Raw genomic sequence first — 21765 nt, 5'->3', positions numbered from 1 at the left:
CACGGGAATTAACATCTCTACTTGAATTGTAACTTGTGCATAGGCTAAACTGTCAAGAAGGAAGACAAGTACGGAGGGAGAATGACCAATGCCGAAAATGCGGTATGTAATTTTGCAGCAACATCAAGAATTGCAATTCGTGGAAATGCCCGAGGAATATGCGTACCAGCTAAGTGCGCTCAATTTACGTCTAAACAAAGAAATCGACAAGCTGACAGCCGATAATGTACCGGATCTGCCCTTAGCGATTGCTGAGTGTGATTCACTGGATCTGTTACGTGAGGATTACTCCCTGGAGTCCGGTCTGGATTATATCAATAGATTGGAGCAGGCCTTCGCCTCTGTTCAAGAGCAGAAGAACTATCCACTGATCTCCCTGCTGACCGAGATTCGGGCATTGCAAGCTCAATTAGAGCAGTGGTACGAAGAGGAAGCAGAAAGCATTCTGTAAATCGTCACCTTTAGGCTCATTTCTCCATATGCTAACTTACGTAAGCAGTTAGAGGAGTGATACCCTTGCCACAGTGGCTCTGCCATCAACTGATGAAAGCCTATTACAAAAAAGACCGCCGTCAGATCAAGCTGCTGAACGAGTGCTGGTTCTTTTATCGTAATTCTGCGGAATCACCGGATTCCATCCAGAGAAATTTATAGGGTTCGTTAAATTCAAAAATCCATCCCGCATTGTGCAGGGGATGGATTTTTGTATACGGTTCGTTGAAATCTCAATTAGAACATCGGGAAGACATATTTGACTAAGAAGAAAAGTGCTCCGAAAAAAATAATAATATAAGCAGCATATTTAATAAAGGTAGATGCGACAACACTGGAATCCGACTTCCGTTGCACCTCTGTATGCTCCACTTCAACACTTCTATCTTTATAGCCCGGTTCCATCATCAATCTCTCCTTTCGAATATAGGCTGTAGATAGTCTCCATTAACCCGGGGCTTTCAGAGTTGAAACAAAATTCCAAATCGAACCAGTTATTGTTTAGCATCATAAAGCTGCTTATTTCGTTTACGATTCCAAGCACATCGCCTTATGAATTCGAGCTCCCTGATGGTTCGGCTCCAAGTCCAATGCTTCTTCAAAGCGCTCTTTCGCTTCCGTCATTTTCCCTAAGCCTAATAAGCCTAGACCCATCATGAACAAGCAATGAATTTGATTGCGTCTGTTCAGATCATCCTCGAATACGAGAAAATCAGGTAAGGATACAGCAAAATAATCAAGCTTTACCTCATCAAAGAGATGTCTTTCTGCAAAATCGATCAGCTGATTGAAACGCCGTTTCGCTTCCTTCGGATGATTCAGCTGTATCCATGCTAAGCCTTGATAGAAGATCATTTCTGGCGGCTGATCGTTGTAGTACATTGCGCTGGCTGGTTCCTCCAAGCCTTGTGACGCAATCGCCCAGTGACGTGCTGCTTCCTCTGTCTTGCCTAATCCGTTATAAGCCACACCAAGCTCGTAATACACATTATTCTCTTGCGCACCATCGAGCTTACCTTCACCCAAATTCTCTGGATAATGCAGCGCACGTGTTAATAATGAGATAGCCTCCTCATATTGACCTTCCTGATTAGCCTGCTTGCTCAGCTCAACAAGCGCCAAAACATATTGTCCTGTGGCTTTCCCTTCTCCACCTTCCCATGGATGGAATTGACGTCTTAATAGAACAGACAAAGCATCCTCATACTCGCTAAGCAAATTCAGTAGAGTCACATATTCAAGGTACAAATCATCCCGCTTCTCCACAAGCTCCATATGCTGCTGTAATCTTGCCATGCGCTCTTGGGCAGGGACACCCATCTTCTTATGCAACTGATCCAGCTCATAGAATACTCTCGCATCATTCATATTGTACTGGAAAGCTTGTTCAAGTGACTGCAAAGCAGCCGCAGCGTCATTCCGCTTATTGTAATAAGCAAGCGCAAGGTTACGATGAACCGTCGGGAAACGATCATCAAGCGCGACGGATTGTTCCCAATGACGAATGGCATCGTCGGCACGTTTTTTATCATAGAATAGATTCCCAAGATAATAATGAGCCTTACTATCCAGTGGATTGCATGTAATCGCGCTTTCTAATACCTGCAGCTCAAACAAGCTGTTCGGGAAGCAGTAATCAGAGGGTGCGGATTGAGCAAGCTGACGCTGCGCTGTTGCTTCTTCTTTACGGCCTATTTTCTCGTATACATAAGCCAATGTGTAATGCACCATCGGGTATGTGGGTTCATTCGATGCCATACGAATCTGCTCTAACACCTGTGCAGCTTCCACGTATAATCCACTACCTGCATAATCAGAGGCCAGATTTAGATAGTTATGCACATCGTTTCGCATGAACTGTGCAAGCTTCATTTGAGCCTCAGCAGCTTCCTCTTGTCGCCCGAGCAATTTAAGCGTTAGCACTCTCTCATATGCAGCACCGAAGTCCGCGATATCTAGCCTCAATGTCTCCTCTGCGAATGTAATTGCCTCAGAGTAACGTCCAAGCTTACGTAAAAGTGCTGTTTTCACATGTCTTGATTTATAGTTTCTAGTGTTACGTACCAAAGCACTTGTTGCGAGCTCCAACGCCTCTCCATACGCCACACGTTCACAAGCAATTTGACTCAGTGCATAATATCCACTATCTTGGAATGCTGCAGACCATACCACCTTATAAAAGGCAGCAAATGCTTCTTCATTACGATCCTGCAATCGGAGTGCTACACCAAGCTGATAGTAAGCTTCACTATCATAGGGGTTCGGATTACGCCAAGTCAGCGATTCAATCGCTGTACGGAAATGTTCTTCCGCTTGCTTGAACAACCCTCGGCGAAGCAGCAGCGTTCCATAAGCCACATTAATTCGAATATCGGAAGCATCTCTTTTTAAGCCTTCTTCATAATACTGCTCTGGCTCGAACGTGGCATGACGGTATTGCTCCAGATGAACTCCAGCCAAATACAATTGCTCTGTGCTTTTTAATTCTTCCGGTAGCGGAAGTGGCTTTGCTGCATCTGGAACCTTCTCAATACTAGGCTTCGCTGGACGATATGATATAAGGCTGTTTCCGTTCGTATCAAATACCGTTACGATTAAGTGATGCGGTCGATCGGCTTCATCTAACGTAATGACCGATTTGTAGGTTAATTCTGGAGAGAGCGTGATCGTATCCTTCACATACGTTCTATGCTGACCCCTCAGTTCAATAACCGCATCCTCAAATACCGAAGTTCCGTAGGCCATCACAGTTGCAGTCTGTAAAGTCTCATCTACCTCAAGATTGACGGCAGCATCAACAGAAGCATTTTTCACAATTCCGATGTTCTTATATGGCATGAAATATTGTGTAAATGACTTCTCTTCATACGGCTGGAGCCAAGTGAAATCGGGTTGATTATCCGTAAATACCCCTGTCATTAACTCAATATAGGGTCCGTCCTCATCAGTTAAATTACGATCCCACGCTTGACCAAATTCGCCGTTCCCCCAAGTCCACTGCTTTTTACCCGGAGATACATGGTGATTCGCTACGTGAAGCAGACCTGCTTCAACCCCATGATCATAACCGCCCACGAAATTGTAATCGGATTTGTACGCCATGTATGACGTAGGAACCGGAATATTTTTATAGCGTGAAATATCTACACCTTCGGAATAATCCTTCTTGTAATACGTTCCTGTTGCAATTGGGAATCTGGACACATCACGTTTACCATGGTCGAATACGGCCGTCACATCCGGCGGAAACACCGATTGAGTATCATCATTGACTGCAACTGCAGGGTTTGCCCACCATAAGAAGGTTTGTGGCTCCGGGGTTCGGTTATATAGCTGTGCTGTAACTTCGAGATAGGCTTTTCCAGGATGCAGTGTGAAGCCGGTTGTGACCTTCGTTCCGTACATTCGGTCAATTTCACTCACCCATACAGTTGCACTGCCATCTTCATTCTCCGTAATCACATGCTCCACAGGGCCAAACGTGTTCGGACGATGATGCTGCGGCCAGTTAAATTCAATACCGCCTGAAATCCATGGTCCTGCCAGACCAACAAGCGCAGGTTTAATCACGCGATTATAATAAACAAAATCATAATTGTTCGTCTTATCCAGAGCGCGATAGATACGGCCGCCAATTTCAGGCATGATCTCAATACGCACATATTCATTTTCGAGCATGACCATCTGATACGATTTCATTTCTTTCTCATCCATAATTTTATCAACCACAGGATGTGGATATACTCGCCCCGAGCTGCCTTGATAAACTCGCTTCTCGAGGAACATTGGATTTTTATCGGGTTCACCTGTTTCATAGGTAGGAATTTCAACTGCTTCTTCCCATACGCGGACGCTGTTTGTTAGAACTGTAGAAGGCCCTCTCATACTCATTTCCATACTCTCCTCCTTCGTGATATAGCTCTAATTTATCGTTGTATGCGCTTTTAAACAATTGACGATAATCTGTAACTGATGGACAATATTCTTATCCTATAAATAATATTCTCCTTATGAATAGGCTGTTATTTCAAATAAATAAATTATGTTCTTAAAAAGGAGAGTTATCATGACAGATATCTCATTAAAGCCGGATGGCTTCGATGAGCAGAAGCTTTTTGTGCTGCCCGATTTCATGATGAATGAATTACATGAGAATCCGTTAACAAATTCCTTCTATGTGAGTGACATTGGCTGCTTCCCAAGAGCGAAGTTTCATTATCGAGAGCGTCCACAAGGATGTGACTCGCATATTCTGATGTATTGCGTAGAGGGTGAAGGGTGGATGGAGAGTCATCACAATAAGCTGATTCAAATAAAAGAACGGCAATTAGCTGTCATTCCTGCCGGAACACCCCATCGATATGGTGCTTCAGATGTGAATCCCTGGACAATCTACTGGATGCATCTAAAAGGAACACATGCCGCTGCGTTGATTCAAACTTATGCCATGGATATAGAGCCGCTAACCTTTACACTGAACCTTCATAGCCAATGGATCGAAGATTTCGAGCAATGTTATGCCCTGTTATCGGATAAGCCTTATGCCATGCGTAATCATATCTATGTGTCTCAGTGCATTCGTCATCTGATCAGCCACGTGGGATTGAGTACCATGAACTCTGAGCAAGATAAAAAGAACGAACGTTATCTTGAGCAAGCCATTCGCTATATGACGGATCGAATCAACAGCTCTATTTCACTCCCGGATGTAGCGAAGCATATAGGATTATCGAAACAGCATCTAATTTATCTATTTAATCAAGAAACAGGAGTCCCCCCGATTGAATTCTATCTGCGCCTCAAAATGCAGCGAGCCGGTCAACTGCTAGCATTAACCGATCTACATATTAAAGAAATCGCTAGTGCTATCGGGATGCAGGACCCCTACTACTTTTCTAGATTGTTCAAAAAAATAATGGGATGCTCGCCGACTCAATATCGAAGCATCCCAAAAGGGTAATATCAAGAAAAGCCACATGTCCGCTACACTAGGTAAACTAGCATAGTGAAGCGGATATGTGGCTTGTATTTTTATTGTAGAGGTTCTAATTAAAACTACGGTTGGAAACCCAAGAGCCTTGCATTTTACGAAGCATAATAATTTGTCCGGTGTGGTATGAATCATGCAGAATAAGACTCATTACCTCTTCCCCTGGGGCATGACCCGAACCACCCCAATCATATGCACCTTCTTCCAACGCCTCAATGATTTCTCTAAGCGCAGCATGCACGTCCTTCAGGTCTGCGACGGCCTTCGCCCATGCTTCTTCCCCTTCCGTTGTTACAGTGAAGGTATCATCATTGCTTTCAGCATCAGGTTGTTTGGGCAATCCTTTTAACTTACGCAGCAAACGCACCTTATAATATGTTAAATGGTTAACCGTCTCCCAGATGGAATTGATTGCACTCCCCTCTGGCTTCCAAAGTGCCTGTTTACTGTCCACACCTTCCAGTGCATCACTTAACGGCGGGGCCCAATCCTCGATATCCATGCAATAATCCCAATTTTGCAGCAGAACCTCACTAATTTTATTTTGCATGTTAACCTCCTAATACTAACTGAATTATGTAACTACTTAAACCACGATATAGTGGTTACACAAGAAATGTAGCATATTTCCATCGCTCAATCAAGTAACTAGCTAATCTTATTTTTAACTGTTACAATGATTTGTAATCAGCGTTGAATCGGAAAGGATGAACAGACCGTGTTGTGGGAGGATTTCATTAACAGTTACTGGCGGGATTGGCGTACAGGGGATAAGAATAAGGATAGGGACAAGCTCGATGAAGAGGAGTGGGTTTCTAAATGGCTGAAGAAGCATGCTCTATTAGCAACACAGATGCCGAATGACATAGAACTGGCACAGCTTAAAGAGCTTCGCTCACTGCTATGGAAGTGGGTACAGACCATTGTACAAGGGGAATCAGTGTATGGAGAAATGCTGGAGCAGCTCAATCCCTATATGGACAAGGGCCCTGTTACGCGGCGAATGATATGGGAAAGTGACGGGCAAGCGGCGATAAAGCTGTTGCCACTACATAGCGGTTGGGAGCAGGTGATGGCGGAGATAGCGGCGTCTTTTGCGGAGGCTTTGCTTGAAAAAGAACCCTCAAGATTCCGTATCTGCGAGAATCCTGATTGTCTCTGGGTGTACTATGATGATACACGTAACCGTTCTAAGCGTTACTGCGATGACAAGGCTTGTGGCAACCTCATGAAGGTGCGGCGGTTTCGGGCGCGGAAGAAGGCTGAAAAAGGTTCGGAGTGACTATTAAAGGAACTCTTGCGGGATGACGAATTTCGATCAACATTTATCCCCCCCAAACTTTTCAACACTCCTAATACGTCTTGCTAGTAAGTGCGCTAATAACACACTTATTACAACTAAATGGAGCGTGAACACACAATGAAAAAGAGCCCTTTTAAAGTATTGAAGCTTGGTGTAGTCGGATTAACGGTTGTGGGAATAAGCGCTGGCATGTTACCAATGAATGGCACTGCTTTTGCTGATGCAGTGAACACGACTAAGCCTGCCATCAATGTACCGATTTCAGCTGTACCGATTTCCACCATCAATAACACTGGGATCCAAATCAAAGAAGTAATTCTCACATCTTCAACGGAGCTTCTGAATACAAATATTAAAGTGCCACAGATCGTAGGTATGTTGGACACTAAGGCTCAGGAAGAAATCAACAGTATCATTCTGTCTAATGCGCAGAAAGACCTTGCTCTTTGGGAAAAGGATGCAACTGAAGCAGCAGCAGACGCTAAAAAGGCTGGTTTCGAGTATCGTCCATATGAGCTAAATATTATTTATGACTTAAAGGAAAATAAAACGGATAACCCTTCTGGAATGATATCACTTGTCGTTACTTCTCAAGGTGAAACTGGTGGAACGGGTATGCCTCGTGTAGATACATATAATGTATTTAATACGAAACAAGCTCAGCGGATAGCCTTGTCAGATTTCTTTGGAAACGACTTTAAGGAAAAGTTGAATGCCGGTATCCTTGCAAAGATCAATGAGGAACCTGAGAACTACTTTATTGAGGATTTCAAAGGAATCGACGAAGAACAAGGTTTTTATATTGAAAATGGTGAGGTTGTCATCCTCTTCCCTAAATATAGTATTGCTCCAGGCGCCATGGGAACTCCTGAATTTCGTTTCAGTACCCATATTACGAACAACCCGAAGCTCGATTTAAGTACAATAGCTACATTTAAGAATGCTAATGGGGTTTCAATGGTGTCATTACGAGATGTGGCGAATCGTTTAGGATATGAAATCAAGTGGAATCAAACGTCGCGCTCAGCTGAGTTGAAGAAAGGTGCACAGTGGACCAATGTTACCTTAGGTAAAGATTCTTACTTTTTTGCCAAAATGGCACCTGTCACTTTAGGTACTGCTCCTATCCTAAAGAACGATACGATATACGTTCCGGTTAAAATGGTTACGGATATTTTACGTGTGGAAATTAAGAACGGCTAATTGGGCTAATGGCATTCCAGAATGATTTTTTGTTCTAGAATGCCTTTTTAAATTCATAGGTACTTGTGTACCGATTTCTGATCCATTCATGGTCACTCCTTTATTTACCAAGAGAAGTTAAGAACTTTTTTAAGTTAGTCATACGTCTTGCTGACATAAGACAACTGATGACGAAGGAATGAACTACCATGAAAGAAATCAAGGTTACACCACCGACTAACTCTTTAGAACCTGACAATTCCACGACTAGAAGGCGTTATATGCCGGGAATAGATGGACTTCGAGCACTATCTGTGATCGCAGTTATCGCGTATCATCTCGACCTCAATTGGGCTCCAGGAGGACTTATAGGGGTCGGAATATTCTTCGTTCTGTCTGGATATCTGATCACGGATCAAATCATCCAAAGGTGGAAGCAGGACCGACGGTTCGATCTTAAAGATTTCTGGATTAGACGAGCGCGACGGCTATTGCCTGCTATGTTTGTCATGCTTTTTGTCACTGCTATGTGGCTTCTGTTGTTCGATCGTTCACGATTAGCAGCATTACAAGGGGACTTTATATCTTCAACGTTATACTTCAATAACTGGTGGCTTATTTTTCACGATGTATCTTATTTCGAGAGCTTTGGACCTCCTTCTCCTATAGGTCATTTGTGGTCGCTCGCTATTGAGGAACAGTTCTACTTCATTTGGCCATTGGTTATTATTGTAGGGTTACGCCTTGCACCTCAGCGAGGTAAACTCATTGTGTTGTGTCTAACAGGTGCATTCCTCTCGGCACTTGCTATGGCGCTAATCTATCAACCTGGAGTTGATCCAAGCCGAGTCTATTATGGTACTGATACCCGAGCTTTTGCTCTACTGATTGGAGCCGCTCTCGCTCTAGCATGGCCGAGTCAAAATTTGACCGATAAGATTTCACGCAGATCTCGCTATATCCTTGACTTCAGTGGTGCAATCGGATTAATCACCCTCATTCTTATGATTTGGCGGACGAATGAGTACGGACAATTTCTTTATTATGGCGGCTTGGTTCTAGTGTCGATCCTTTCCGCAATTGTAATAGCTGTACTCGCACATCCTGCGAGCCGACTAGCTAAAATCATGGGTTGCAAGCCCTTGCGTTGGATTGGCGTACGTTCCTATAGTATTTACATATGGCATTATCCAGTCATCATTCTAACTAATCCTACAGTAGATACAGGTGGGTTCGATGGTTTCCGTGTTCTTTTTCAGCTGGGAGTTAGCCTCCTATTAGCCTCACTATCGTGGAAATATATCGAAGAACCTATTCGTCAAGGTTTATTAGGAAGATGGTGTACGAAATTAAGCATTCGTCTGCAATTCAAGATTCGACCCTTATTCATCTTTATTGCAGTCCCGTTAATCATATTGTCCATATCCTGTAGTAGCAACTTGGATACTAAGATATCCGCAGATCCGAATACAGGCACTAATATTAATCACGATAAGAATAAACATAATGTCACACTAGTGCCCCCTCAAAATGTACCAACACCTGTGCCTGTGCCTGTACCAGTACCAGTAGATCCACCGAAGAAGCCAGAACCTCAGCCTCAGGTAGAAGAAGCAGGTAAAGGTGTTACTGCGATAGGTGATTCCGTAATCCTCGATGCTGCTCCTTATCTACAAGAACTTCTGCCAGGCATTGTTATCGATGGTAAGGTAGGCAGGCAGATGTCACAGGCACAAGAAGTGGTCGATAAACTTAGGACGAAGGGGAAACTTGGCACTCGAGTGATCATTAATCTAGGTACGAACGGAGCTTTTAACTCCAATCAATTGCGGAAATTACTTATTTCACTTGAAGATGTTCAGCAAGTCGTACTAGTAAACACACGTGTACCGAAAAAATGGCAAAATACTGTGAATACTTTGCTTAAGAAAGTGGCTTTAGAATTCCCCAACGCTATGGTTGTAGACTGGCATTCCTCAAGCGAAGGAAAGGACTCTTACTTCTATGAGGATGGCGTTCATCTAAAACGAGAAGGTGCCAAATCCTATGCAGCACTTGTAGCTAAAGCCATACAAAAGGAGAATCAATGAGAATAGTAATCTAACAAACTAAAGCTACGCAATATAAAAAGAGAAGGGTTTTACGAATATGCTTAAGAGGAATAAAGAGAAATTACTCACTCTTTGTATTACAGATAACAAGGAGAACATATACCGTCTAGCTTACAGCTATGTGAAGAACAAAGAGGATGCATTAGATGTTGTTCAGGATTCGATTTATAAAGCTCTCTCCTCTATAGGGTTGCTAAAGAACCCAGAATCCGTAAAGAGTTGGTTGTTTAGAATCGTAGTAACTACCTCTCTGGATTTTCTGAGGAAACATAAAAGAGTTCAACCAGTAGATGATGAAGCACTCGACTTCTTTATCCCTGGTGCGGTAGACGTGTATCCAGATATTGATTTAGAAAGATCGCTGGATGATCTACCCCTTAAGTATCGAAATGTCATCGTCCTTAGATATATCGAAGATTTAAAGATCGAGGAAGTTGCGGAAGTATTAAATGAAAACGTCAATACAGTAAAGACTAGACTATATCAAGCACTCCAGTTATTAAGAGTCAACATGCAGGAAGAATCCTCAAAGGAGATCAATTAGAATGGATAACCAAATCAAAAAAATTATAGAAGATTATAACAAACTCCCTATTCCTGAGGAATTAGATTTCGTTGTAAGTAAAGCATTAAAGAAAAGGAAGATAAGAAGAATACGTTACCAGTGGATATCTGGAGTTTGTGCGGCAGCCCTATTTTTCGTGATTGGGATTAATGTCAATGTTAACATTGCCAACGCCTTCTCCGCTATACCTGGTGTAGACAGTATTGTTAAAGTGCTAACTTTTAGAGAATACAAAGTGGATGAGCAGACCTATAATGCAGACATAAAGGTTCCCATCATTACTAACCTAGAGAATAAAGAGCTGGAATCGACTCTGAATGAAAAATATCTCGAAGAAAACAAAAAACTATATGATGAGTTTCAAGCAGAGATGGAGTCTTTAAAGCAATCCGGAGAGGGTCATTTAGGGGTCGATACAGGCTTTGAGGTTAAAACGGACAATGCTGAGCTATTTGCTATTAGCAGATACGTGGTAAATACCGTAGGTTCATCGTCAACAACAATGCAGCACGATACGATAGACAAGAAGAATCAAATCCTGCTAAGTCTGCCTATGTTATTTAAAGATGATCGATATATCAGTATCATAAGTGAAAATATTAAGGAACAGATGCGCTCCCAAATGAAAGCAGATAAAGATATGTTCTACTGGATTTCAACAGATGAACCCAATGAAGACCTTTTTTATCAATTTGAAAATATAGCTAAAGATCAAGATTTCTATATCAACGATAAGTACCAGCTGGTTATTTCCTTTAACAAATATGATGTGGCTCCTGGCTACATGGGCGTTAGAGAATTCATCATTCCAACAGATGTTATTGCAGATGTTCTGGTCAGCCGTACGTACATTAAATAAATCATTATGAGACTCATAAGGGGTATGCGTTTTGTATCCCTTATGAGTCTTTTTTTGCGTGAAAAGTCATTAATCAATCCCTATGCCTCTAATGTCTTGCCATCCTATTTTTATTTCTTCTAATAATTCATCCCCTATCTTAACTTCTATACTTGAGATAGACTCTCCCCCAACGCTGTGGTAGAAATGAATCGCAGGATTGCCTGCCAGCACCCAAGTCATGAATGAACTATAATTTTTCTCCAATAAGTTCTGTGCTACGCTTCTTATGAGCCGCTTACCAAGACCTTTTCCTTGGTGTTCCTTAAGCAAATAAAGTGCGTAAAGCTCCGCATCGTAGAGATCCGGTTCCCTTCGCACCCCTCCATTTGCAAAGCCAATGATCATCCCAGCCTCATCTTCAGCCACATACATAACCTCGTCTTTAATGGGATTTTCAAAATTCCGAATCCAGCGCTTACTTCTAGCTTCCACTGTGATTGCATCAAGAAACTCATCTGATATTAGTCCTTTATACGTGGTTTTCCAACTCATAGCGTGAACGAAAGCAATCCCGTCTATATCACTAGCTGTTGCTTTTCTGATCTTCATTTTATCTCACCCCTGCAGCGCCTTTCGCACGCTTAATATATATTTCGCCTGATCCAGCGGGTTCACACCCCGGCGGGTGCGCTCTGCGGATACATCTGAAGGACATTCTTCATAGCCGGCAAAAAAAGAAGTGAACGTGCTGCGCCCCTTTGTGTAGGAGCTTAAGCTGACGGGATAATCGAGCGACGTTGCCAGCGGCAAACGCCCTTCGATGATCATCCGGTCGCCTTGCAGCACAGGTGGATCGAACGTGCCGCGCATCTGAACCAGGTCGTTCATCACACGGCCGCCATTCTCCTCAGGAACTACGATGCGAACCTGAAGAATCGGCTCCAGCAGCTTAGTACCTACCTGCGCGAGTCCATCCATAATCCCCATAGGAGTCGCTACGGCAAAATCCAGCGGATGTGTATGCCACACATGATGCTGTCCCTCAATCAAGGTCACTTTCAGATCGGTAACCTCCCAGCCGTACAAGCCCTGCTGTAACGCTTCCGGCACACGGCGTGCGGTCTCGCTCTGATATTGCGGCAGCAAATCAGAACTCCGAACTACCGAATCGTAGACTAATCCACTACCTGGGGGACCTGGCTCAATCTGAAACCGCAAAATTGCCCAGCATGGCTTCGGCATTGTATAGGCGATAAAGCCTTCCCCAGCAGAGGCTGGTGTTTCTTTATAAATGACAGAAGGCTGACCAAAGGTAACCTGAAGGCCATAGCGCTCCTTCAGAACACTGTTCAGAATCTCCAGCTGAATAGGTCCCATTACTTTGATATGCAGCTCCCGTTCGTCCTGCAGCCACTGTGCATCCAAAAGCGGATCTTCATCCGCCAGCTCCTGCAACGCTCCGATAACCTTATGATCATCCATATCGGTTTCCCAGAATACGCGCACTGTTAACAGCGGCACTGCCAGCTTCGCTTCCTCCGGAATCGCCTCCGGATGGCCGAGTACGTCTCCAATACGCACCCCTGAAAGACCATAGATTACAGCGATATCCCCCGCTTCAAGCGCTCCTACATCCTCAGTACGGCCGCCTTCGACCTTACGGATCTGGGTCACTTTCCCCTGAATATCCTGTGTGTTGTTCATCACCGTATCGCGGTTACGGATCGTTCCTTCGTAAAGGCGGACAAACGCCATTCGTCCCATACTTTTATCACGTTGAATATTGTATACGATCCCTGATACCGAGCCCTCAGCATTTCCACCCGCACGAGGAAAATACTCAATCATCGCGTCCAGCAATGCCGTAATACCAAGCCCCTTGGCGGCAACACCATAAACCATTGGGTAATAGCGTCCAGATGCGGAAGCCGTCTTCATTGCTTTTTTCCAAGCTGAAAGATCAATCGAACTACCTGACATATACGCCTCTAACAGATCTTCATCCCGCTCAGCCAATGCCTCCAACAGTTCAGTCTGTGCCGCAAGATCAGCCTCGCTCCCCCACAAATCTATTGCCCCTATGTACTCCTGCTCTTTGCCCACCGGTTGCTGCACTGGAATGATATCACTAGATAAATAGTTTCTCGCCTCTGCCAGCACTGCTTCAGGGTCAGCACCTACCCGGTCCATTTTGTTCACAAAAATAAGCGTCGGAATCCCCAGCTTCCGCAGCGCGTTCCAGATCATCTCACTTTGAGCCTGAACACCCTCTACCGCAGACAAAATAAGCACCGCACAATCCATCACCCGCAAAGACCGTTCAACCTCTGACAGAAAATCTACGTGCCCCGGTGTATCGACAAGATTGATCTGCACACCTTCCCAAGTAAAAGAAGCCAATGCCGCCCGTACCGATATTCCGCGTTGCCGCTCCACATCCATAGAATCTGTTAATGCTGTCCCACTATCAACACTGCCAAGTGCACGAATGCGACCACTTTCATATAAAATATGCTCCGTAGTTGTTGTCTTCCCGGCATCCACATGGGCAAATATCCCCACATTAATCCGTTCTGCCCCTTGCTGCTGAATCATCTATAGTTCCCCTATCATGAGCTAGATTGATCTAAATTCATATTTTTTACATCCTTACATTCCATAGTAATATATCCACCCCTGTTGTTCCACCCTGCAGTTCAATTGGTTAGATTCAGCTATGTCGGGTATGTAATTACTAACTAAGAAATCTAACGCCAAGGAGGAAATTCATCATGACAGATCAACGTTTACAGGATAAAGTTGCAGTGGTTACAGGCGCTGGTTCTGGTATTGGAAAAGCTACAGCCATACGGTTTGCCCAGCACGGCGCTAAGGTATACATGCTTGACCGGACACCTGAGGACTCCTATGAAACTAAACGTGAAATTGAATCTGTTGGAGGAACAGCAACAGTAATTGAATGCGATGTCTCCAATCCAGGTCTAGTCGAAGAAAGTATTCGCAAGGTTGGGGAAGCGGCCGAGAAGATTGATATTATTTTTGCCAATGCCGGCATTAATGGTACATGGTCTCCTATCGAAACACTGGAAATCGATGATTGGGACCAGACACTGGATACGAACCTACGCAGCACCTTTGCCACAGTAAAATATGCTATCCCCCATATGAAAGAACATGGCGGCAGCATCATTATCACCAGCTCCATTAACGGCAATCGAGTATTCTCGAACATCGGCGCTTCCGCTTACTCATCTTCCAAGGCAGGACAAGTTGCTTTTATGAAAATGGCGGCATTAGAGCTGGCGCAATACGGCATTCGCGTGAATGCAATCTGCCCAGGATCAATCGATACACAAATTGGAGATAATACGTATAAAAGCGATGATCTTCAAGAAGTGAAGATTCCTGTGGAATTTCCGGAAGGCAATCATCCGCTGGAAAATGCACCGGGTAAACCTGAGCAGGTTGCCAATCTGGTATTGTTTCTCGCATCGGATGAATCTTTTCATGTGACAGGAACTGAGATTTATGTAGATGGTGCCGAGTCGCTCCTGCGAGGATAACGTTTTATTTGAATCGTGATAATATTTAATACATTCACTGCAACATTTTGGTCTATTCTACCATCTAAGAGTATGGAGGTGACGCATAATGAAGAAATCATTATTCATAAATAATGCTAAAAAAATGACTATAGCCTGCGGCATTTTGGCAGCGAGTATGTCTTTTGGGGCATCCGCTTTTGCTTTTTCAGATTTGAAGGGTGATCCTGCGGAAGCAAAAATCAACTCTTTGCACAAAGAGGGGATTATAAACGGAGTTGATAAAGATAAGTTTGCGCCTAAATCTAAAGTGAGCTTTGCACAAGGGATACAGTTCATCGTAGGCGGCTTGAATCTGAAGCCTGTGTCAGGTAGCAGCTCTTCTAAAGCCAGCGACTATTTTGATAAGGTAAGTGACAAAGCCTGGTATGCTTCAGCATTTGTGATTGCCAAGCAAAATGGCCTTTCACTCGACCGGACAGTGGACCCTAGCGGAACCATCACCCGCGCTCAGTTCGCTCACTTATTGACGCAAGCGCTGCAAAGTAAAGGTAATTTCCCTGTTACGCTGATGTATATAGACATTAAGGATGGCGATAAACTCTCTACTGAGGTGATAAACAGCCTCCAGATCCTGTTGAATACACATATTGCCACACTCGATAAGAACGGTAATTTCCGGCCAAATGATGCCATCACCCGCTCAGAAGCAGCCGCTCTGACCTATGATGCTGCCGCTTTTGCCAAACGCGTAATTGTGTCTAATGGAAGCCCTGCTACTCCTGCCTACGAGACTGAGGTTACACTAACCAAAGCCGGTGAAGGGGTAAATAAGGCTACGCTGACCGTTAATAATCTACCTCATCCAGGGTATGGACTTGTGATTGAGCGAATTGAATTTGGCAAAGACAAAACCGCTGTGATTTACTTTAATGTGACTGCTCCTGATCCAGGAAAAATGTACGCACAAGTGATTTCAAAAGCATCTGTTGTCACTTATCTGCCAGAGGGCTATAAAGCGATCGCTAAATCGGTATCCGGATCTACATCTTATTCTTCTAGTGCTACGCAATAAAAGCTCCGGACTCGATTCTAATGCTACGAATCAAATGAAGGTGCCCCAAAAGCCGTGAAATGGCTACTGAGGCACCTTCGTTTTTTTGAGGTCTTTCCCATGTTCTAAACCCTTCGTCATCTAAACCCCTAAGCTAGGGCGTCCATTGATCATGAATTATACCTACCAGTGCATGATCCTCTCCAATCTTCTCAAAAACTAGACGAAGGCTGCGCCAGTCCATCCCTTCCACTGAAGGATCGATCCCCTCAATATGATATTCAACGAAATCATATTGATCCTTTGGATACACTTCGTTTAAGTTATTAATCATTGTGCCCTGACCCAGCCCTTTGTTCACAGCAATCTCGGCCGTCTGAATGAAATCCGCATCATAAACAAACCGCTTGTAGTAATCTGCGAAGGTCAGCTCGATGAAATCACCAGAGCCAGCAAATGTTCTCCACACTCTTTTGGTGGAATCATTCATTAAGTCCTCTACTTCATCCTGGGTGAATACAAGATCATGTTTTGTATCCACGTATGCATATGGAGAGAAGCGCAGCCCTTTCTCCCGATGTACCCATGCGGCCAGTTGCTTCATATCCTTATTCCTAATGGCGTTCATAACCGTAGACGCAGCTTCCTCAACTAATGGCGGCAATCCCTCTAGATCCTGCGGCTGCTCCGTGCTTGATGGCTCCGTCTGCTGTGGTAGTTCCGTCTCCTGTGGTGGTTCCGTCGTAGCCAAGGGTTGTGCCGTCTGTGACTGCTCTGGTGTCTGCTTCGGCTCCGTACCCGCTTCTGGAGTTCCGCTACATGCAGTAGTCCATAACATAGCTGCTATCAGCGCCAGCCCACCGAGATTTTTTGCAAAGTACATAAGATTCCTCCTCACCTTTTGATCATTTCTTACTTAGACTGATTTGAACAAATGAAGGTTGCAAGCTTATACTAAAACTATCAATCAACTCTTGAATGACGGAGGGGTTACTATCAATTTATCAGAGAAACTAAAGAGCCTTCCCCTGACTCCCGGCGTGTATCTCATGAAGGATGGTCTCGGTCATATTATATATGTTGGTAAGGCGAAACAGTTGAAACGGAGAGTAAAATCTTATTTTCAAAACTCGAAGTCTCATTCCCCAAAGGTAAAACAGCTCGTTCGACATATTAAAGATTTGGATATTATCCTTACCGATACCGAATTTGAAGCTTTTATGCTGGAGTGCAAATTAATTAAAGAAATAAAGCCCATGTACAATCGAAAAATGAAAAATCCACAGGCTTATACGTATATCGTAATAGGAACGGATGATAAAATGCGTTCGTTAGAGATTACCTATGACCCTGCTGTACAGGAAGGAAATCACATTTGGGGTCCCTACACGAGCAGAAGTACTGTGGAGCACGCCGTACAAGGTATCAAGGAAAGCTCAAGAATCCTTTGCAGCAATCCTAGCTTCAAAAATTCCTTATGCCTAAACCATTCGCTTGGCTTATGCATAGGGATGTGTGCAGGCGGAGAAGCCGCAGATCTATATAATACAATCATTGATAGCGTCATAGCCCTACTAAACGGAACGGATGCCAGCCTTCTTGAACAGATGGAACAACAGATGACTGAGGCCGCAGAGCAATATGACTTCGAAACCGCCGCCAAATACAGGGATTACATCGGAGCCATCAGCTTCCTGAATCACAAAGAGAAGGTTATCGAATTCGCTGCAGAGAATCAGAATATCGCGATCCTTGAAGCCATGGATGAACAGACGCTTAAACTCCTATTGCTCAAGGGTAACCGCATCCTGATGCATACTAAACTCGAATATGATCAACCCGATATCACCCACCTGCAAGCCGTTATTACATCAGCGATTATGGACGCTTTCCGCGGTGAACTTAACCAGGCCCCGGCAGCAATCAGCCGCCATGAAATTGACGAAGCACAAATTATATACAGCTATTTAAAAAGCAGCTCCTGCAGCTACATCATCGTGCAAGAGGATTGGCTTGCAGCCGAAAGTCCTTCCCGTCTAGACACTCCGGTAGACGAGCTGCTCCGGATCTTTTTAAATGCTGCTCCAACCCATTCGTATAATTTTTAATTCTAGGTATGGGTCGTGACTACTACAAAGACGGGCGCTATCGCTCATACAGTTCCTTTTATACTAGTTAACGACTGCCTGCCTTTGCAGGCTTCGTTTTTCGGTTTCGGTTCAACAATCTTTTATAGGCCATTCACACTATTCTTTAATTCCTTCAATGGATTTCCCACGTCTATCTCCTCCTAGTAATAAGCCTATATTTCAACTGTTACTCTAAACTTACCCAAAGAGAGCAGGTCCTTCACTCCTTAAACAACAAAGAAGGCTTCTTCAACCCCATGTACGGAGCGGAAGAAACCTCTTTTGAAGCTTGCATATCCCTCAACTATATCTACTCAAGCCTTCATCCAAAAGATTAACTGCAAAGGTTAATTGCTCTTCAGTTACAATAAGCGGGGGATGCCAAGTGATACAGTTCCCTCCTGCCAATTTAAAAGAAAGACCCTTCTCCAGGCAATAATACAGAACTCGCTCTGCTAATTCCTCATTCTTCTCTTTAGTCTCTCTGGACTTCACAAGTTCAATAGAGATCAGTAGTCCAGCAATACGGACATCTCCGATGTAATCATGTTTAGCCCACAGAGCCTCAAGTTTTTCTCTTACAAATTCAGACCGACTGATGCATTGTTCCTGCAGCTTCAAGTCATCAATGTAGTGGATAGTGGCACAGATCGCCGCACTTCCTAACGCCGGCTTCTCATGGGTATAGTGACCCAAAGAAATATCCGCCGCACAATCATATTGCGTTCTGGTAAGCACCGCTGCTTGCGGGATCACTCCTCCACCTAACCCTTTTCCGAGCACGAGGATATCCGGTTCGATATCAAAATGCTGATGAACATAGAATCTTCCACTCCGCATCAACGCTGTTGGAATCTCATCAAAAATGAGCAAAATCCCATATTCATCACATATTTTTCTTAATCTTGTGAAATAGGATGTTGGCGGGATATGCGTATCCGTCGCCCGAATAGGCTCAAGTAAGATCGCCCCGATCTCTCCTTCATGTTGAATCATATACTCCAAATAGTCGAGGCAGAAGGTAGCAACTGCTTCATGCGAATAACTTCTCAGCAGGTTGCGGTATCCGTTAAAAGGAATGGCTTTTAGCATCCCTGGCATTTGCGGGCCCATATCCTTTTTAAACACATATTCTCCGCCCACAGCGATCGTATCCAGCCCCGCACCATGAAAGGACTCCCACATGGAGATGACCTTATGTTTTCCCGTCCATTTGCGAGCAATCTTAAGAGCCAGACCTACAGCTGCACTTCCAGAAGGAGTGAACAACACCTTGTAGTCCTTTGAGGTCGTTTTGTTGATTAAAGCTTCTGCAGCTTGTACCGCAATATCTGCCGTAAATCTTCTTGGAATGAACGGTAGCTCGTCGAGCTGTTTTTTCACAGCTTCAGTTACGTAAGGATTCTTATAGCCAATCTGATGAATGCTATTTCCATGAAAATCAAGATATTTGCGTCCATTCACATCTGTGATATAACATCCCTCAGCATCTACGATACTGTTCAAGCACGGCGTAGACATGGATTGTCGCATATACGCACGCTCGTCCGCTTCGATCCTATCTATACTCACAGCGCTTAACTGAGTCATCCACTCTGTCCGTAAGGGGCTAAAGTTGATGTCACCTTCTCTTTTTAGCTCATGATTATCTCGCATAAGGTCTGATTCCTTGAGAAATCAGTACATTGATTCTCACAATCAGCTGAGGCAGCTCACTCATCGATTGAATCGTAAAGTCTGCCCCGTTTTGAATAAAAGAGGTCTGTGTCGCTGAGATCACCGTTTCCTTCTCCACGTCTGAAAGTGCATTAAATTCCTCCTGGCTTAAGCCCATTTCAGAGCTTCCAATGATTACACCTACGGACCAGACGCCTGCATTAACACCCTCTTGAATGTCTGAAATCGTATCGCCTACCTTAACAACCTTCCATGCTGCCGATAGCTTTAAAGCTTCCATATTATGATAAATCATATACGGGTAAGGTCTTCCCAGTGAATGCGTTCCATCTGGCGTGATTACATAATCCGGTTGATAGCCCTTCCCAGCGGCATTCGGAATGACAACTTCCATCATGGACTCTGTATATCCAGTGGTTGAACCAATCTTTAGTCCTTGGCTTCTGAGCACTTGGACGGTCTCAATAACCTGCGGAATCGGATCAGTATATTCGGATAAGGATGCCATCAGGGCCGGTTCGAATTCAGCATACAGGTTCTCTACATCCTGTTCAGTAAAAGCTCTGCCATACTTTTCTTCCCACAAGCCACCTACTCTTGGCATGGATAACATCGCGCGGATATGATCTATTTTCAGCATCCCCATAGGGGCTCTAGCTTCCTGCATCGTAACTTCAATCCCAGCTTCCCGAAAAATATCAAGAAACACATTCACCGGTGCAAAGCAGCCAAAATCAACCGTTGTTCCTGCCCAATCCAGAATTACGCCTTCGATTTGATTCATTGTGTCATTCCTCCCATGTATGCTTCGATAATATTACATAAGTTCTGGATATCTTCTTCGTAAATCTCACCAATATTCCCAATCCGGAAGGTATCATGCTCCGTTAATTTGCCTGGGTAAAGGACGTACCCCTTTTCTTTCACATATTCATAGAAATCTTCAAAGCTGAATGTCTCGTTCGGAAAAAGAAAGGTGGTTATAATAGGAGATTGCTTCTCGTCTGTGATATACGCCTCTATTCCTATTCTCGCAAGTCTTTCTCTCAGTACGCGGTTATTATTCTGGTATCTTGCTGCCCTTGCAGGAATGCCGCCTTCTTCGATCAGTTCTTCAATCGCTTTCGAAAAAGCAGCCACTACATGGGTCGGAGACGTATAGCGCCATTTCCCATCCGCGTCCATCGCCTTCCATTGATCATATAGATCAAGTGATAAACTACGTGCATTTCCTTTACAGGTGAGCAGTTTATTCAGTTTTGCAATGACAAAACCAAACCCCGGAACACCCTGAATACATTTATTAGCGCTGCTGATTAAATAGTCAATTCCAAGCCCAGGAACATCAATCTCTATTCCGCCAAAACTGCTCATCGCATCGATAATTAATGTTTTATCGCAGGCTTTTGCCAGTTGTGAGATCATCTCAAGCGGGTTAAGAATCCCTGTCGTCGTCTCGCAATGTACCATCGCAATGTGCGTAATGGCTGGATCTTTTTCAAGAATGTCTCTAATCTCTGCCTCTTGCGGGAATTCATTATATGGAGCACTATGTGCATGATAACGAAGTCCGATATACTCCGCCATTTGCACAATACGTTCTCCGTAGGCACCGTTTGTAATAATCAAAAGCTTATCATCCGCTGAAATCGCCGTAGTCAGCACAGATTCCACTGCAAACGTACCACTACCCTGCATGAGAACTGTCGTATATTCATCGTTCGTTGCCCTTGCCAAATCCAGAAGTCTGGATCTGATTTGTTGTGTAATGTTCTTATAGTCCTGGTCCCAAGTACAACGGTCAAAGAGCATTTGCTCTTTGACCGTGTTAGTAGTTGTCAATGGACCGGGTGTCAGTAATTTATAGTTGTTCATGGCC

At 44.0% G+C, this 21765-nt stretch carries 20 protein-coding genes; 11 read left to right on the top strand and 9 right to left on the bottom strand.

The window, feature by feature from the left end:
- Positions 1–88: 88 nt before the first annotated feature.
- Together ACN6MV_RS05995 and cmpA are read left to right on the top strand one after the other, a co-directional pair.
- The gene (locus ACN6MV_RS05995) at positions 89–451 is read left to right on the top strand and encodes a hypothetical protein (RefSeq protein ID WP_042124766.1); all 363 of its coding nucleotides are present in this window, start codon (positions 89–91) and stop codon (positions 449–451) included.
- Positions 452–516: 65 nt separating this feature from the next.
- Complete coding sequence (cmpA, locus tag ACN6MV_RS05990; RefSeq protein ID WP_094874036.1) at positions 517–654, top strand: cortex morphogenetic protein CmpA; 138 nt, start codon at positions 517–519, stop codon at positions 652–654.
- 75 nt (positions 655–729) lie between these two features.
- On the opposite strand, the gene ACN6MV_RS05985 is transcribed toward cmpA, so the two are convergent.
- A complete protein-coding gene (locus ACN6MV_RS05985; RefSeq protein ID WP_170880244.1) occupies positions 730–900 on the bottom strand; it encodes a hypothetical protein in 171 nt (56 codons plus the stop codon).
- Positions 901–1020: 120 nt separating this feature from the next.
- Complete coding sequence (locus ACN6MV_RS05980; protein ID WP_419885915.1) at positions 1021–4383, bottom strand: DUF5107 domain-containing protein; 3363 nt, start codon at positions 4381–4383, stop codon at positions 1021–1023.
- A gap of 175 nt (positions 4384–4558) precedes the next feature.
- Here ACN6MV_RS05980 and ACN6MV_RS05975 point away from each other — a divergent pair, with 175 nt between their 5' ends.
- Positions 4559–5452, top strand: a complete 894-nt coding sequence (locus ACN6MV_RS05975) for a helix-turn-helix domain-containing protein (RefSeq protein WP_419885914.1) — start codon at positions 4559–4561, stop codon at positions 5450–5452.
- An 85-nt stretch (positions 5453–5537) separates the two neighbouring features.
- Here the strand turns inward: ACN6MV_RS05975 and ACN6MV_RS05970 are convergent, their stop codons facing one another.
- Entirely contained in the window at positions 5538–6032 is a 495-nt protein-coding gene (locus ACN6MV_RS05970) for a DinB family protein (RefSeq protein ID WP_419885913.1), read from the bottom strand.
- A 168-nt stretch (positions 6033–6200) separates the two neighbouring features.
- Between ACN6MV_RS05970 and ACN6MV_RS05965 the strand changes: the two genes are divergently transcribed.
- From ACN6MV_RS05965 to ACN6MV_RS05945, 5 genes are all read left to right on the top strand, one after another.
- On the top strand, positions 6201–6764 hold the full coding sequence (locus tag ACN6MV_RS05965; RefSeq protein WP_042124762.1) for a CGNR zinc finger domain-containing protein: 564 nt from the start codon (positions 6201–6203) through the stop codon (positions 6762–6764).
- Between the two features lie 138 nt (positions 6765–6902).
- A complete protein-coding gene (locus ACN6MV_RS05960; RefSeq protein ID WP_419885912.1) occupies positions 6903–7988 on the top strand; it encodes a stalk domain-containing protein in 1086 nt (361 codons plus the stop codon).
- Between the two features lie 188 nt (positions 7989–8176).
- Positions 8177–10057 carry an acyltransferase family protein gene (locus ACN6MV_RS05955; protein WP_419885911.1) on the top strand — a complete coding sequence of 627 codons (1881 nt, stop codon included), beginning with the start codon at positions 8177–8179 and terminating at the stop codon, positions 10055–10057.
- A gap of 58 nt (positions 10058–10115) precedes the next feature.
- Positions 10116–10622: an RNA polymerase sigma factor gene (locus tag ACN6MV_RS05950; protein ID WP_042124760.1), complete on the top strand. Its 507-nt coding sequence runs from the start codon at positions 10116–10118 to the stop codon at positions 10620–10622.
- A 1-nt stretch (position 10623) separates the two neighbouring features.
- Positions 10624–11502: a DUF3298 and DUF4163 domain-containing protein gene (locus ACN6MV_RS05945; protein WP_042124758.1), complete on the top strand. Its 879-nt coding sequence runs from the start codon at positions 10624–10626 to the stop codon at positions 11500–11502.
- 69 nt (positions 11503–11571) lie between these two features.
- Here ACN6MV_RS05945 and ACN6MV_RS05940 read toward each other — a convergent pair whose 3' ends face one another.
- Both ACN6MV_RS05940 and ACN6MV_RS05935 read right to left on the bottom strand, forming a co-directional pair.
- Complete coding sequence (locus tag ACN6MV_RS05940) at positions 11572–12093, bottom strand: N-acetyltransferase family protein (protein ID WP_419885910.1); 522 nt, start codon at positions 12091–12093, stop codon at positions 11572–11574.
- 6 nt (positions 12094–12099) lie between these two features.
- Complete coding sequence (locus ACN6MV_RS05935; protein WP_042124754.1) at positions 12100–14079, bottom strand: GTP-binding protein; 1980 nt, start codon at positions 14077–14079, stop codon at positions 12100–12102.
- A gap of 176 nt (positions 14080–14255) precedes the next feature.
- Here ACN6MV_RS05935 and ACN6MV_RS05930 point away from each other — a divergent pair, with 176 nt between their 5' ends.
- Positions 14256–15047: an SDR family oxidoreductase gene (locus tag ACN6MV_RS05930; protein ID WP_419885909.1), complete on the top strand. Its 792-nt coding sequence runs from the start codon at positions 14256–14258 to the stop codon at positions 15045–15047.
- An 88-nt stretch (positions 15048–15135) separates the two neighbouring features.
- Positions 15136–16101 (top strand): S-layer homology domain-containing protein, encoded by a 966-nt coding sequence (locus ACN6MV_RS05925; RefSeq protein WP_052414477.1) that lies wholly within the window; start codon positions 15136–15138, stop codon positions 16099–16101.
- Between the two features lie 133 nt (positions 16102–16234).
- Here ACN6MV_RS05925 and ACN6MV_RS05920 read toward each other — a convergent pair whose 3' ends face one another.
- The gene (locus ACN6MV_RS05920) at positions 16235–16963 is read right to left on the bottom strand and encodes a hypothetical protein (RefSeq protein ID WP_419885908.1); all 729 of its coding nucleotides are present in this window, start codon (positions 16961–16963) and stop codon (positions 16235–16237) included.
- 166 nt (positions 16964–17129) lie between these two features.
- Here ACN6MV_RS05920 and ACN6MV_RS05915 point away from each other — a divergent pair, with 166 nt between their 5' ends.
- The gene (locus ACN6MV_RS05915; protein WP_419885907.1) at positions 17130–18188 is read left to right on the top strand and encodes a UvrB/UvrC motif-containing protein; all 1059 of its coding nucleotides are present in this window, start codon (positions 17130–17132) and stop codon (positions 18186–18188) included.
- A gap of 321 nt (positions 18189–18509) precedes the next feature.
- Here the strand turns inward: ACN6MV_RS05915 and ACN6MV_RS05910 are convergent, their stop codons facing one another.
- From ACN6MV_RS05910 to phnW, 3 genes are read right to left on the bottom strand one after another with little or no spacing between them, the layout of a single operon-like run.
- Entirely contained in the window at positions 18510–19865 is a 1356-nt protein-coding gene (locus tag ACN6MV_RS05910) for an aspartate aminotransferase family protein (RefSeq protein ID WP_419885906.1), read from the bottom strand.
- On the bottom strand, positions 19855–20670 hold the full coding sequence (gene phnX / locus ACN6MV_RS05905) for a phosphonoacetaldehyde hydrolase (RefSeq protein WP_042124744.1): 816 nt from the start codon (positions 20668–20670) through the stop codon (positions 19855–19857). The genes ACN6MV_RS05910 and phnX overlap by 11 nt, the downstream gene beginning before the upstream one ends.
- Positions 20667–21761 (bottom strand): 2-aminoethylphosphonate--pyruvate transaminase, encoded by a 1095-nt coding sequence (gene phnW / locus ACN6MV_RS05900; RefSeq protein ID WP_419885905.1) that lies wholly within the window; start codon positions 21759–21761, stop codon positions 20667–20669. Before phnW ends, phnX begins: the two co-directional genes overlap by 4 nt.
- Between the last annotated feature and the right edge of the window lie 4 nt (positions 21762–21765).

This window comes from Paenibacillus sp. B-A-8 (assembly GCF_048572915.1).
Lineage (GTDB): Bacteria > Bacillota > Bacilli > Paenibacillales > Paenibacillaceae > Paenibacillus_AQ.
This window is presented reverse-complemented; position numbering and strand designations above follow the sequence as displayed.

Excerpts from the sequence above, each read along its gene's own strand:
- ACN6MV_RS05995 (WP_042124766.1), top strand. The coding sequence starts at position 89 with ATGCCGAAAATGCGGTATGTAATTTTGCAGCAACATCAAGAATTGCAA.
- ACN6MV_RS05935 (WP_042124754.1), bottom strand. The coding sequence starts at position 14,079 with ATGATTCAGCAGCAAGGGGCAGAACGGATTAATGTGGGGATATTTGCC.
- ACN6MV_RS05920 (WP_419885908.1), bottom strand. The coding sequence starts at position 16,963 with ATGTACTTTGCAAAAAATCTCGGTGGGCTGGCGCTGATAGCAGCTATG.
- ACN6MV_RS05940 (WP_419885910.1), bottom strand. The coding sequence starts at position 12,093 with ATGAAGATCAGAAAAGCAACAGCTAGTGATATAGACGGGATTGCTTTC.
- ACN6MV_RS05930 (WP_419885909.1), top strand. The coding sequence starts at position 14,256 with ATGACAGATCAACGTTTACAGGATAAAGTTGCAGTGGTTACAGGCGCT.
- phnX (WP_042124744.1), bottom strand. The coding sequence starts at position 20,670 with ATGAATCAAATCGAAGGCGTAATTCTGGATTGGGCAGGAACAACGGTT.
- ACN6MV_RS05950 (WP_042124760.1), top strand. The coding sequence starts at position 10,116 with ATGCTTAAGAGGAATAAAGAGAAATTACTCACTCTTTGTATTACAGAT.
- ACN6MV_RS05945 (WP_042124758.1), top strand. The coding sequence starts at position 10,624 with ATGGATAACCAAATCAAAAAAATTATAGAAGATTATAACAAACTCCCT.
- ACN6MV_RS05915 (WP_419885907.1), top strand. The coding sequence starts at position 17,130 with ATGAAGGATGGTCTCGGTCATATTATATATGTTGGTAAGGCGAAACAG.
- ACN6MV_RS05925 (WP_052414477.1), top strand. The coding sequence starts at position 15,136 with ATGAAGAAATCATTATTCATAAATAATGCTAAAAAAATGACTATAGCC.
- ACN6MV_RS05980 (WP_419885915.1), bottom strand. The coding sequence starts at position 4,383 with ATGAGTATGAGAGGGCCTTCTACAGTTCTAACAAACAGCGTCCGCGTA.
- ACN6MV_RS05970 (WP_419885913.1), bottom strand. The coding sequence starts at position 6,032 with ATGCAAAATAAAATTAGTGAGGTTCTGCTGCAAAATTGGGATTATTGC.
- ACN6MV_RS05955 (WP_419885911.1), top strand. The coding sequence starts at position 8,177 with ATGAAAGAAATCAAGGTTACACCACCGACTAACTCTTTAGAACCTGAC.
- ACN6MV_RS05960 (WP_419885912.1), top strand. The coding sequence starts at position 6,903 with ATGAAAAAGAGCCCTTTTAAAGTATTGAAGCTTGGTGTAGTCGGATTA.
- ACN6MV_RS05910 (WP_419885906.1), bottom strand. The coding sequence starts at position 19,865 with ATGCGAGATAATCATGAGCTAAAAAGAGAAGGTGACATCAACTTTAGC.
- ACN6MV_RS05975 (WP_419885914.1), top strand. The coding sequence starts at position 4,559 with ATGACAGATATCTCATTAAAGCCGGATGGCTTCGATGAGCAGAAGCTT.
- phnW (WP_419885905.1), bottom strand. The coding sequence starts at position 21,761 with ATGAACAACTATAAATTACTGACACCCGGTCCATTGACAACTACTAAC.
- ACN6MV_RS05985 (WP_170880244.1), bottom strand. The coding sequence starts at position 900 with ATGATGGAACCGGGCTATAAAGATAGAAGTGTTGAAGTGGAGCATACA.